Consider the following 13,960-nt stretch of genomic DNA (forward strand, 5'->3'; position numbering starts at 1 on the left):
ATTACTTTTTGTTTGCTTGATCTAATTTATGAATATATAAATCATATGACAATAAATATGTCGTTTTCTATTTTTTTGTTAAAATAAATAGAATTTTTTGAAGTGATATTTGTATTACATTTAGACATATAGTGTAATCAGTACGTTACTATAAAACATTGATAATAGGATAGTTAATGTAATTGTTAAATTAATTAAACAAATTACAAGAATATTACATTAAAAATATTAATGCTTAACATAAAATCAATTAATCGTTTTTATGGTATAAATGTTAATTTATTTCAGATTTTTGCTTTCAGTTACTAAATCATCAAGTATTGAAAATGATTAATAAGAACATAAAGTCTAACTTCATCTCAGGCTTTTTAGTATTTCTAATTGCACTACCACTTTGTTTAGGAATTGCCAAAGCAAGTGGATTTCCACCTATCGCAGGTATCTATACTGCAGTTATCGGAGGATTAGTTGTTACTTTTTTATCAAAAGCACCACTAGCTATTAAAGGTCCTGCAGCAGGACTAATTGCCATTGCTATCGGAGCTGTGGAAGAATTAGGAGGAGATGATCCTATTTTAGGGTACAAACTTACTTTAGCAGTTATCGTAATCTCAGGCTTGCTTCAAATAGCCATGGGATTTGCAAAGTTTGGTAAAATGGGTGATATGTTCCCCATATCAGTGATTCGAGGCATGCTTGCGGCAATTGGTGTGATCATCATTAGTAAGCAGATACACGTGATTTTTGGAGTTGTTCCTCAAGCAAAATCACCTTGGGGGCTTTTGGCAGAAATACCACATAGTATTCTGAATTTAAATCCTAAAGTAGCCGTTATTGGAGTACTAAGCTTAGCTTTATTATTCGTACATCCTTTAATCAAAAATAAGACGGTCAATAAGCTACCTGCACCCCTATTAATATTGTTATTAGCTATTCCGTTAGGATTTGTATTTAATTTATCAAACGCACATAGTTACACTTTAGGATCAATTGATTTCGATATTTCACCGTCACAATATTTAGTAGTTCTCCCTGAGAACTTTTTTAGTGGCATTACTTTTCCAGATTTCTCTCAATTATTAAGTTATACATCTATCAAGTATATCATCATGTTTGCCATGGTGGGGAGTATAGAATCTGTACTTAGTGCCAAGGCGATTGATGCTTTAGATCCAAACGATAGAGTAACCAACCTTAATAAAGATTTGGTTGCTGTTGGTATTGGTAATACAATAGCCGGTATGATTGGTGGTTTACCGATGATCTCTGAAATTGTAAGAAGTTCTGCAAATATAAATGCTGGAGCAAAAGGAAGAATGAGTAACTTTTACCATGGTTTGTTCCTTTTCTTATTTGTTTTATTGGCGGCTGCAGTTATTAAAACTATACCAAATGCAGCGTTAGCGGCCATGCTTGTATTTACAGGTTTAAAATTAGCTTCTCCTCAAGAGTTTATAAAAATAAAGAATGTTGGTTTTGATCAGTTATTACAGTTCCTTACTACATTAATAGTTACATTATGGACGGATCTACTTGTTGGTGTTGCAGCAGGTATTGCATTAAAAATAGTCATAGAACTTGTTCAAGGTGTGAAATTGAATGAAATGTTCCAACTGAATACTCAGGTTTCTGCTAGTAAAGATGGGTTGGTGATTAAATTTAGCGGTATTGCTTCTTTTATCAATTACTTAAAATTCAAATCTCTTATTGATGCTCAACCAAAGAATCAAAAAATAATCTTAGATTTTAGTGATTGTTTCTTTATTGACCATACATTTTTGAATAACATCAACAATATTCAGAATAAGTTTACTAAAGAAGGTGGTGAGTTAATAAAGGTCGGATTTGAAAAGCATCACTTCCAATCTCAACATCACTTATCATCAAGAAGATTAGTGACTAATCCTTTACAAGAGAATACTCCTGAAGAATTAACTAAAAGAGCACAATCTATTAAGGAATTCGCTGAATCTCATGATCTTGATTTCGAGGCCAACCTAAGCCCTTCTTTTGTTCGACCTTACTTAAGTGCATTTTCTATCCTTTCTAGGTTAAGAAGAGCCAATAATTTCATCTTAGGTACAAGAGAACATTATAGCTTCATGATATTCGATATCACATATGTTAAAGCAGATGATTTCTCTACAGAAACAACTACTGCAACCATCGCTTTAGTCTTTAATATTGCAAAAGGTGGTATTCCTGATTTCTATACCCAGGATAAAAGTAATTTTTCTAACTTAAAGACGAAATATGATATGGATTTGATGGAGAAATCTAATCTCACGCCTTTCAATATTTACGGCAATAATGAAGAACTCATTGATACTTTCTTCACATCAGATATTATTTCTTTAATCGCAGAACAACCTTATAGAATTGAATGTAAACGTCGTGAGATGTTGATTCATAAAGAATGGGGCTTGTTATCAGAAGGTAAATCGATGGAATACATGTTATCGTTTGTCGATAATCTAGGTAATGAAGTCGTTAAGAAAAGATTTGAAGAAGCTCAAGTATAATACTTGAACATATTTATTATAAAACACCCAATCTAGACAGGTTGGGTGTTTTTATCGCTTAAAAAAGCTAGTAGTATCATTTTTCAATAAGCCAATTATTGTAGAATCTTCATATTTATAAAAATACTGAATGTTCAGAGCAGCTGAATTATAAGAGACTAACCTATTATCCATTATAAAATAAAATGCTTCTTCATCTATACTTTTCTCATCGTCAAAATAATATTTTCTTACAATCTTCTTTTTATTATTTACAAAATAATTCTTTTCCTCTACAAGAGGAAGCTGAGTTTGCCAACTAAAAATTTTAGAGATGTTATTTGTATCAATTTGAAAAGATTGACTAAAGAATGATTCTTGACCATCTATTATTTCCAGACCAAAATAATGTTCTAATCTATTTTCTTTTTCTCTTATTATCAAACTACTCGTATCAGTACTTTGCAATTTGTTCCTATCATAACGTCCGATAATATGACATTATGAACTTCTTCTTTTTTATGATTACATGATGGTAAAACCATAATGAAGAATAGTAAAATATGAAGTAAATACGTTTTTAACTTTTCATTTATCATTTTTCATTTCCTTCAAAAGGTCTTTTATCTCAGTCAATAACTCCACAACTTGAGTGTCATTGGATACTTCAGTAACTTTTTCTACTTTACTTTCATTTTTCAATAATGCCCTTTGTTCCAAAACTCTATCTTTAAAATCTTGAGTATTTACAATACCCACCAATTTCATATCACTTCCTTGTGGATTACTTTGTCCAGCTGTTTCGATTTTTAGAATACGAAGATCAAATATCCTTAGTAATGGATTTTCTATGAAGGTGAGATCTTGAATGTTTTCAAGCGGTATAGTTTTTTCAACTTTGAACATCATCCCTTTTTTAAATTCAAGATGCTTAGAAGTTAGATTGCATTTGATATTCTTATAGTAACTGTGACTTATATATTGACCTAAACCTAAAATCCAAAAAGGAAGTAATGGAATACCTATAAATGATATTAGTAAAAGTACTGCTCCATAGGTAAACATATAGGCTTTGATTTTGGGATTAAATTCAGCTGATTGTACGATTTCTGAGTGTGCTTGCATAGTATTTAATTTTAAATGGATCTCACAGAAACATTAAATAACTAAAGATGTCATTTTTAATGAGGAGTGAGAATATAGTTTAGTAATATAAAAATTCAATATGATGAGAAAAGTAGTAAATAACAATGAAATACAAATTAAAATAATGTAATTTCATGATAATTATGATTGCTCTAATATCCTCTTCAAATTCAAAAAATTCTTTAGCGTAGTTTTTTTAAATACTCTTTTCAAAACTAACGCAATGAATATACTATTGAAAAAGTTTTTAGGCGTTATGTAAACTTCAATAGTTACTTTTGTCCTATTGTCGTTGATAGTTTTAAATAAATAGAAGTTTTGTACCGCCTTTACTGGTCCAACTGCTTCTGTGGATTCTCCATATACATTAATGCCTACAGGGGCATCTTTGGTAATTGTTACAAAATTGAGATGCTTGCCATTGATAATACATACATGTTCTGAACCTTCACGAGTGACCTCATTTTCATTAAATTCATAAGCATCTACGCCTATCGACCATTCATGACGGTATTTGTAATTGGTCACATATTCCATCACTTTTAGTTTTGGGACATCAAATTCTAGATCGATCGTAAACGTTGGCGAACCTTTAGGTTGAACTTTATGGGCAAATGAATAAGGTTTAAGTTGTAATTCTTCCTTATTGATAGTTGAATATACATAATTCAATTCTTCACCATCGTGAATATCACTCCCTGATTCAAACTGAAATAATTTACTCTTATAATTATCGGCCAATCCAACATCCTCCTGAATATTTGATGTAAACAACACATAATTATTGCTATCTACTGAATTTTTTAAAAGTCTATGTAACTGTATTACTTCCGTTCCAAATGGCTTTCTCTTTCCTTGTAAATTGATAAACTGAATATCGCCACAGTGCACTATTATTTTCAGTTCCAAATTTGGAGCAGTAAGGCAAGCGTTACATGGACAAATTCTATTATTTTTAAGAAGTTCCAAGTGAGAATAAAATGCAGTGTACATATGTTCCACTTGTGCCATTATTTTTTCTAGAGTTGGAACTTCTTCCTTATAAAAAAACAAAGCATCTCCTTCTACTTCAGCCAACTCTAAATCGAGTATATTCGACTGAATAAGAATAGTAAGTAATTCTTGAATAACATGCTGACTATGCTCTGCTTCTGTACTTTGAATGAATTCGGTAAAACCAGAAATATCAGGAAGAAAGAGAAAAGATTTCATTAATTATTTGTTCGTGTTTTTTGGGTCTTTGTATTCGTAAATTGACTTTTTAGGTTGACCAAAATATCGCTGATAGACATTCATTATAAATCTTACTGGCCAAGTGATTACTCTTATGACATAATAAAAAGAACTGCTCACAAACATACAGGCCATGAAAAATAACATGAAAAATGTTTCAAAAGCTGCTACAAATAAAAGCAGAAATTTCTTTATTATGGAAGTAAAAAATGACTTCATAGTCTAAAGAATATTTTTGATATCAGCAATGTTGTTTAGGACCTTAAACTGATTTGAAGTTTCAATTTCATGATCAATCATTTCGTGTGCCCATGTAGTGTGAAAAGGAACATGATATGCATTTCCTCCTAATTCTAACACAGGGACAATATCAGATTTTAAAGAGTTACCGATCATTAAAAATTCAGACGGTTCTACATCCAAATGTTTAATTAACTTACTATACTCTTCGGGTGTTTTTTCTGATACAATCTCAATATGGTGAAAATATTTTTCTAAATTCGATTTTTTTACCTTACTCTCTTGTTCCAAAAGATCACCTTTAGTAGCCACTACCAATCGATATTTTCCTTTTAGGTATTCTAAAGTCTCTATCACACCATCAAGTAATTCGATAGGATTCATTAGCATTTTCTTACCTAATTCGATGATTTGCAAAATCTCATCTGAAGTTACTTTTCCATTGGTAAAAGTCACCGCACCTTCGATCATAGAAAGAGATAGACCTCTTGTTCCATAGCCATAAAGTGATATGTTATGAATCACTAAATCAAAAAGTTGTTTCTTTAATTCTTCCTCAGGAAGATATTTTGATAACACTTTGAAATAATTTTCTTCGAACTCTCTAAAGAAAGGCTCGTTAATCCATAAGGTATCATCGGCATCGAAAGCGATTACTTTAATATTTTGCATTTTACTTGTTATGTGATAAGATCATCAAAATTAAGCATTATGCTACAATTTTAAATTATATGACTATCGAATAATATTGAATATTTATCTTGGAATAACATCAATGAATGCTCTTTTTACATCAAGCCAATATTGCTCATCTGTTTTTAGATGTGTGCTTTTTTCAAAATCAAGAAGCACTTTGTGAAAACTTTCTACCCAAAAAGGAGTTTCATCCTCCCTATCAATTATTGAAGATAATACTTGAAATAGGTTTTCTTTATTCTCTGATTGAATACTTTCAAAAAGATCTTTCTGTATATTGTTTGTTGCCATACGTATTAAATATTTCGCACGATTATAATTAGTGGTAGAGATAAATGCGAATATAAGAGGGGTAAAATTATTTTCGTATAGATTATTCCACATTACTTTTCACAAATGCCCGTAATATGCTGATAAATAATTAAAAATTGTAACTAACAACTTTCCTTTTGAAATGAAATTTAGATTTTTATCACTATTCATTGGCTTATATATTACACTTCTATCTATAGAAGTGTTAGCACAAACAAATATTACAGTGTATCCAAATACACAGCGCTTTATAGGTGATGTATCTACTTTTGATCGATCGAAGTATTTACAAGCACATATTTGGTTTGGTAATGAACCTAATGATGTTGACTTCAAGTCATTCAAATCAACTTACAATATTGATGAAAACTATATCGGTTCAAGAAGATTTTGGAGTCCATTAGGATTAGTCAAAAATGGAGTAATTCCTAATATTAGAAATAATTATTCTGGAGTAAGAAGCGTAAATAATCACGTAGATACTGGTAGATCTGGAAGTTTAATGTACGATGAAAATGTAGATTATTCTACTGTAGACATTACTGATTTTTCAATTGAAGTAGCTGAATTTGTGGCAAAAAATTATCGAGATGAATGGAATCCGGTTCCTAAGTATATTGAACCTTTTAACGAACCCATGATTCATGCTGCAGATCATTATCCAGGAAGTTATAATTCTGCAAAAACAGATGAAATTGTGACTAAGATTTGTCAATTTCATCAACACTTAGGAAAGGCAGTACGTGATATTCCAGAATTAGATAATATGAAAGTGATAGGTTATGCATCAGCATGGCCAGAATTCGAAAATGGTGATTTCTCTTTGTGGAATTCTAGATATAAAAAGTTTATTGATATTGCCGGTGAAGATATTGATTTATTCTCTATCCATTTATACGATGGTGTAGGGCTAAATAATACAGGAGGTAGAAGATCAGGATCTAATTCGGAAGCAATTTTAGACCTAATTGAGGCTTACAGCTTCTTAAAGTTTGGAAAGGTAAAACCTATAGCAATTACTGAATACGGTAGATTAGTTGCTGATCAAGAAGGTTGGACTTGGAATAATGGACAATCGAATTATCATCCCATTGAAAATTCTCAAGCTGTAAGATCTCAAATTCATATGGCAATGAGTTTTATGGAAAGAGGTGAACAAATTGAAATGGCCATCCCTTTCTCTACTCAAAAAATCAATCCTAAAGAAAAGTATTCTAAAGCTGCATTATGGACATTGAATGATGATCAAGAGTGGGAATTGACATCGAGAAAATACTTTTTTGAAATATGGAAAGATGTGAAAGGAGAAAGAGTTAAAATCGAAAATGACAACGTTGATGTTCAGTCAATGGCTTTTGTGGATGACAATAAAATGTATGTTGTTTTGAATAATCTAAACGATGAAACTCAAAACATCAACTTAAAATTGAATGATAACATTGGAGTAGATAAAATTGACATCAAACAGTTAAAAGTATATGTTGATCAATTACCAGAACTTTCAAATCAAACTTTAAATGAAGTTCCAGAAAGTTTACCTATTCAATATGGCGAAACTATTGTAGTTACTTACCATTTCACAGATGTTGTTGATTTATCAAATACTTTATTTGAAAAGAAATACTATGCTTCAACTTATTTAAAACCAATTTCATCAAATACAGAACAAAAATTCACCATTAAGAATGTTACTAAAGAAAATGGTTTTGGTAAATTGAGAATTGGCATTGGCAGGGATCATGGGAAAAGTTTATTACCTACAGTTAAAGTAAATGGTCAAGAAGTAATTATTACTAATGATATTATCAAAGGGTATGATCAATCGAATCGTTCACGTTTTTTTGGGGTCCTAGAAATTCCATTTGATCAGAATTTATTAAAATCAGGTTCCAATGAAATAAGTGTTCTATTTAGTGATCAAGGTGGTCATATAGCTTCAGTTGGAATGATTGTAAACACTACGACAAAAGCTGCTGATATCGTAGAAGACGAAGATGATATTACTTCTCTTGATGATCATGGAACTGAAAAAATTAAGATCTACCCTAACCCTGCAGATAAGGAGATTAATCTATTTTTTAATAAAGTGGGTAAGGCTCAAATTAAGCTGTTTGATCTACATGGAAAGCTTATAAAGGTATATATATCAGACCTTCAACATCAAGTAATTCCTACAGATGATTTACAAAAGGGATTATATATTCTAAAAGTGAATCAAGCAGATTTTATTGAAACACATAAGATACTAGTAAAATAAAATAAAAGCGTATGGCAATTGGAATAAAGTCATACGCTTTTTTGTCATTTAACTCACTAAAATTTAGATCATATAATAAATAATTATAGTTTCATAAATAATATCAATTTTACTTACACCTCTATTCTATCTACTTTTGTATTACGGTTTAGCTAGTCAATCATATCAAAAACCATCGAAATATCAGTCAGCTAAATCATAATTAACCAAACTTAAATAGAATGAAAAAATTACTCAGACTTTCTATGTTATCATTAATAGTGATAGCATCAGCATGTTCAAGCAGCAACGACGAAACAACAAGTAACGAAAAATCGTCTGGAGGTTGTCCTTTTGGATTTGACAAACTCCATAAGAAAGAACAGATCAAAACGGCAAAAACCAATAAAGATTGGTGGCCTAACCAACTAAATGTGGGTATTCTTGCTCAAAATTCTGAGAAGACCAACCCAATGGGTGAAGCATTTAATTACGAAAAAGAATTTGAAAAACTGGATTATTTTGCTTTAAAAGCAGATATAAAGAAAGTCCTTACTACATCCCAAGATTGGTGGCCGGCCGATTATGGTAACTATGGTCCGCTATTCGTCCGTATGGCATGGCATAGTGCTGGTACGTACAGAACTGGTGATGGTCGTGGAGGTACAAGAATGGGTATTCAACGATTTGCACCACAAAACAGCTGGCCGGATAACGGTAACCTTGATAAAGCTAGGCGTTTACTTTGGCCTATTAAACAGAAATATGGAGATCAAATCTCTTGGGCTGACTTAATGATCTTAACAGGAAATGTAGCTTTAGAATCAATGGGATTCAAAACTATTGGTTTTGCAGGTGGTAGAGAAGATGTTTGGGAACCTCAAAACGATATATATTGGGGATCTGAGGCTGGATGGCTTGAATCTAAGCGTCTTAACGAAGACGGTGAATTAGACTTGGATGCTGAAAATCCATTGGCTGCAGTACAAATGGGCTTGATCTATGTTAATCCAGAGGGACCAAATGGGAACCCTGATCCATTGGCATCAGCAAAAAATATTAGAATCTCATTTGGTAGAATGGGTATGAATGATAAAGAGACGGTAGCGTTAATTGCTGGTGGTCACTCTTTCGGTAAAACGCATGGTGCTGGAGATGCAAAACATGTTGGAGCATCACCTGAAGGAGCAAAAATTGAGGAACAAGGTTTCGGTTGGAAAAGTTCTTACAAATCTGGCAAAGGAAAAGATGCTATTACTTCTGGTCTTGAAGTAGTTTGGACACCAACTCCTACACGTTGGAGTCACTCGTTTATAAATTTATTGATGACCAACGAATGGGAATTAACTAAAAGTCCTGCGGGAGCTCATCAATGGGTGGCGAAAGATGTAGGAGAGATTATTCCCGATGCTTACGATAAGAAGAAAAGACACCGTCCGACAATGCTTACTTCAGATTTAGCATTAAAAGAAGATCCTGCTTACAGAAAAGTGATGGAAGGATTTATGGAGGATCCCCTATCATTTGATAAAGCATTTGCAGAAGCTTGGTTTAAATTAACTCATAGAGATATGGGGCCAAAATCAACTTACCTTGGACCGGAGATTCCAAAAGATGAATTTATTTGGCAAGATCCAACACCCATTTCAAATCATAAAGTTATTTCTAAAGCTGATATCAATAAATTAAAAACGGAGATCTTAAAATCAGGTATTCCTCATAATGAATTGATAGAGACAGCATGGGCTTCTGCTTCATCTTACAGAGGTTCTGACCGAAGAGGTGGTGCAAATGGTGCTAGAATTCGATTGGCTCCCCAAGTAAATTGGGAAAGCAACAACCCTACTCAGTTGAAAAAAGTACTAGCAAAATATGAAGCAATTCAAAAGAAATACAATTCAGGAAATAAAAAAGTATCAATCGCTGATTTGATCGTTCTTGGTGGAACTGCAGCTGTTGAAGAAGCTGCTAAAAGAGGTGGTTATAACATTACGGTTCCATTTACTCCTGGTCGTGCAGATGCCACTCAAGAACAAACTGATGTAGAATCTTTTGCAGTACTTGAACCTATGGCAGATGGTTTTAGAAACTATCAAAAGAAAAAATATACGCTAACAACGGAGGAATTATTAATCGATAAAGCACAACTTCTTACGTTAACCGCTCCAGAGATGACAGTTTTATTAGGTGGTATGCGTTCTTTAAATGCCAATTTTGATGATTCCAAATTAGGTATTTTAACCAACAAACCTGGTACATTATCAAATGACTTTTTCGTAAATCTATTAAGCATGGACTACGAATGGAAAGCTGTAAATGATGATGAATTAGAATTTATTGGATCAAATAGAGATACAAATCAAGAAGTTTGGAGAGCAACAAGAGCAGATTTAATCTTTGGCTCAAACTCTGAATTAAGAGCAATTACAGAAGTATATGCAAGTGAAACGTCAAAAGAAAAGTTTGTAAGAGACTTTATTAAAGCATGGACAAAAGTGATGAACTTGGATCGGTTTGATATAGATAGACCTGATTCGGTTTAGTAAATTTATAATCCAAAAGACCTACTTATTTAAAGTAGGTCTTTTGGATTTTTATATTAATCACAACTAATCCCTAATGATTCGAATGATAGATCATTTTCTTTCTCTGAAGTAAAATACTCGTTTATATCATATACTTGATGGTATGAATTTATATATTCATGTTCATTTTGATATATTGGTTCACAAAAGCTATAATCTTTTGAAAAATGCTCGCTTTTACTTATTCCTTCGATATTGTAAAATACTAAATGCTCATCATCATATATAAAATAATTTCCTTTCTCTTCATTAGATGATTTTCTTATCATTGATATTTCATTCGAAAAATTCTTTTCAACTATCAAATCAACGTTAGTTACATTAAACAAACCATTAGGTTGAAAGGTATACCATATATTTGTTTTTTTAATAATATGTTCATCAGAATATGAATGATTGGTTAGGTTTGTATTCTCATTAAATGACTTATAGCGATGATCTTTTTCCATAATGCTATTTCTAACCTCACTTTCATTGATATTAGACTGCTGGTTATAATTAGATTTAGTGACACAATCCACTTTATGTTCTGAGAAATAATCTAATTCCATTTCACCATTCACCCTATTTCTCTCCATTCTATACACAAGATCTAATTCAAAATAAAAGTAAGTTTGATCACCTTCAAATTCATAAGTTCCTTTACTTCTTATTTTAGTAACGATATCAGTAGTAGGTATACCCTGATTATAGACTTTAACATATGTAAGCTTTTCAGATTGGAAGGTATTATCTTCTAGCAAATAATAAATACGTAAAGTTCCTTTCTTATCACCATTTTCTGATACTTTTTCATCATAATATGTCATTGTATCAACAATATTCCCTTCAATCCACGATAACTCATCTAGAACATCTTTTTGGCATGAACTGACTAAAAAAATTCCTAATAATAGTATTGATTTAAATGTTTTATTCATCTTTTTTAGAGTAATATTGTTTTAAGTTCATTAAAGTATTTAATGGAAGATAACCACCTTGATTTTGAATCGCTTCTGTTACATTTTGTGTATTCTTTTCTAGTTCGTCAGATGAATAAGGAAACCTATATGGTCGTTCAAAATTGGCCTCTGAAGAATGAAATAACTCAATTTCTTTTGTACCAATTCCAATAGCACTTGAATACATAATAGGATCTTTATCAAATATTTTTACTGAATGCGTTCTCTCATCGTTTGATATAAATGATTTAAGAAAAGAAGGTCCACCTGTTCTATTCACTAAGCAAAATGAAGAATAACCATTTGGGATTAATGAAATCCAATGTTCGGTGACAATTAGATCTCTCTTATCTGTTGCTTCATTATATTTTTTTAGTAAGCGATCAACATATTCTATTTTTGCAGATTCAGGGTTGTAATTACTATTCGTTTGATGTTTATATAAATTTGAATAACTCATTTCGAAAAAATCACCAGGAAAATTCATCTCCCTATATTTCGTCTGAGATAGGGTTAGTGCATTTTTAAAAGCATCCACATCATTAATTCCATATTCAGGTAAAACATTGGCTTCAGCAACTAAATAAGAAACTTCATCTGCACCGATGACTAAACTTGGTGTTGTAGCATTAAAAGTTGCAGGATTAATTCCAGCTAAGGTTAATAACTGACCTTGTTCTATAAAATGATAATTTGAATAATTATCTCCAAAAACAGAATAATATTTAAATGCTAGCTGATCTTCATTAGTTTCTGCGTTGTGAAATAAAGTAGGAACTTCTTGTGAATTACCCATTCTAACTCCTCTGTAATGTACCTTTTTAAAATCTCCGCTATCTTCTGCTTTTGCAAATGGGTCAAAATTTCGATATAAAGAAAAGGGATTTGATATTGCGTCTGCGGTTCCATAACTACGGTCATAATGTGCAACAATTCTAAACAATCTAGGATCAAAATTTCCTTGCATATATTTCAAAGCCACATCAGAAATAAAAGTTTCTGAAAAACCACCCACTCTACCTTGGATTGCTACACCCGTACCATTTACCTTATCGCTCCAAGGATTATAATCATCAGAATGCTCAATATAAGGTGCATCATCCCAAGATTTTATATAGCCGTAAAAGTTTTCATATCCTAGCTTGAATACTTCAGCCCCACGAGATGGGTTTGCTTCTGATAACATTAAACCTATTTTTATAAGTAGTGAGTTAGCTAATTTAGTATATCTAAACTGACTCGAGCTATTAGTATTATAATAATCAGTATATTTTAGAGTACTCTTATCTAATATTCCTATTTTATTTCTCGACTCAATCAAATCTTCTACCATATATTCCAATACTTTTTCTTGAGAGTCATACTCAAGTAAATAAAGACCATCATGATAGTAATCTCTACAATTTTTTACATAGGGAATGTCTCCATAAATCTCTGTTAATCGCAGTAGGTTGACTACTTTTACTATCCTAAAAATTGAATGAATGTATTCTAATTCTTCAATTCCTTCTGTTTCATATAGACCTTTTTCAATTGATGGTAAAATTTGATTTAAAATTAAATAAAAAGTTTCCCCATGAAATGAACTATTATATGAAAACCCTGGGTTTGCTGAAAAAGTTGTTCCGATATTTTGAGAAATTTGACCTGATGTCAATAGATTACCTCTCCAAGCTTCATGACCACTAGAATACATTGCTGTTTGTGCTATTCTTAGGTCTTCTTGGATATCATCCATTATTTCTTGAGGAGGTCTTTGCTCTTTAGTTTTGATATCTCCATCGGTCATTTCTAGTTGATCGTCTAGAAGATTTTGGCATCCAAAAATGAGACACAATAGAAGAATTGTTGTCAGATGTTTCAATTGATTTTAGATTTAGATTAAAAAATTAGGTTTAGTTCTATTACAAATAGTCACTTTATAAGTGATATAAAAATAAGTGTTTGTATTTAAACAATATCTATAAATTCTAAAAACATTGAGTACAACTCGTTTATGTAACTGACAATCTGTATTATAAATTCTTAAAAAAGATTAAGTGTTAATGTGATTTTAGTGCAAATACCATT

Annotated in this window: 10 protein-coding genes; 3 read left to right on the forward strand and 7 right to left on the reverse strand. The window is 31.6% G+C overall.

Annotated elements, in window-relative coordinates; genetic code table 11:
* Positions 1-326: 326 nt before the first annotated feature.
* Positions 327-2,522, forward strand: a complete 2,196-nt coding sequence (locus MY04_RS24205) for a SulP family inorganic anion transporter (protein WP_066215116.1) — start codon at positions 327-329, stop codon at positions 2,520-2,522.
* Between the two features lie 51 nt (positions 2,523-2,573).
* Here MY04_RS24205 and MY04_RS24210 read toward each other — a convergent pair whose 3' ends face one another.
* From MY04_RS24210 to MY04_RS24230, 5 genes are all read right to left on the reverse strand, one after another.
* The gene (locus MY04_RS24210) at positions 2,574-2,969 is read right to left on the reverse strand and encodes a hypothetical protein (RefSeq protein WP_158297889.1); all 396 of its coding nucleotides are present in this window, start codon (positions 2,967-2,969) and stop codon (positions 2,574-2,576) included.
* 120 nt (positions 2,970-3,089) lie between these two features.
* Positions 3,090-3,626 carry a PH domain-containing protein gene (locus MY04_RS24215; protein ID WP_066215120.1) on the reverse strand — a complete coding sequence of 179 codons (537 nt, stop codon included), beginning with the start codon at positions 3,624-3,626 and terminating at the stop codon, positions 3,090-3,092.
* A 162-nt stretch (positions 3,627-3,788) separates the two neighbouring features.
* The gene (locus tag MY04_RS24220; RefSeq protein WP_066215122.1) at positions 3,789-4,859 is read right to left on the reverse strand and encodes a DUF2652 domain-containing protein; all 1,071 of its coding nucleotides are present in this window, start codon (positions 4,857-4,859) and stop codon (positions 3,789-3,791) included.
* A 243-nt stretch (positions 4,860-5,102) separates the two neighbouring features.
* Positions 5,103-5,792, reverse strand: coding sequence for an HAD family hydrolase (locus MY04_RS24225; RefSeq protein ID WP_066215126.1), 690 nt, complete (start codon positions 5,790-5,792; stop codon positions 5,103-5,105).
* Positions 5,793-5,876: 84 nt separating this feature from the next.
* Positions 5,877-6,107, reverse strand: coding sequence for a hypothetical protein (locus MY04_RS24230; RefSeq protein WP_158297890.1), 231 nt, complete (start codon positions 6,105-6,107; stop codon positions 5,877-5,879).
* A 163-nt stretch (positions 6,108-6,270) separates the two neighbouring features.
* Here MY04_RS24230 and MY04_RS24235 point away from each other — a divergent pair, with 163 nt between their 5' ends.
* Together MY04_RS24235 and katG are read left to right on the forward strand one after the other, a co-directional pair.
* Positions 6,271-8,385 carry a T9SS type A sorting domain-containing protein gene (locus tag MY04_RS24235; RefSeq protein WP_066215129.1) on the forward strand — a complete coding sequence of 705 codons (2,115 nt, stop codon included), beginning with the start codon at positions 6,271-6,273 and terminating at the stop codon, positions 8,383-8,385.
* 221 nt (positions 8,386-8,606) lie between these two features.
* Positions 8,607-10,907 (forward strand): catalase/peroxidase HPI, encoded by a 2,301-nt coding sequence (katG, locus tag MY04_RS24240; protein ID WP_066215130.1) that lies wholly within the window; start codon positions 8,607-8,609, stop codon positions 10,905-10,907.
* 56 nt (positions 10,908-10,963) lie between these two features.
* Here the strand turns inward: katG and MY04_RS24245 are convergent, their stop codons facing one another.
* On the reverse strand, positions 10,964-11,869 hold the full coding sequence (locus tag MY04_RS24245) for a hypothetical protein (protein ID WP_066215132.1): 906 nt from the start codon (positions 11,867-11,869) through the stop codon (positions 10,964-10,966).
* The gene (locus MY04_RS24250) at positions 11,862-13,754 is read right to left on the reverse strand and encodes a SusD/RagB family nutrient-binding outer membrane lipoprotein (RefSeq protein ID WP_158297891.1); all 1,893 of its coding nucleotides are present in this window, start codon (positions 13,752-13,754) and stop codon (positions 11,862-11,864) included. Before MY04_RS24250 ends, MY04_RS24245 begins: the two co-directional genes overlap by 8 nt.
* Positions 13,755-13,960: the final 206 nt, after the last annotated feature.

It is taken from the genome of Flammeovirga sp. MY04 (genome assembly GCF_001682195.2).
Lineage (GTDB): Bacteria > Bacteroidota > Bacteroidia > Cytophagales > Flammeovirgaceae > Flammeovirga > Flammeovirga yaeyamensis.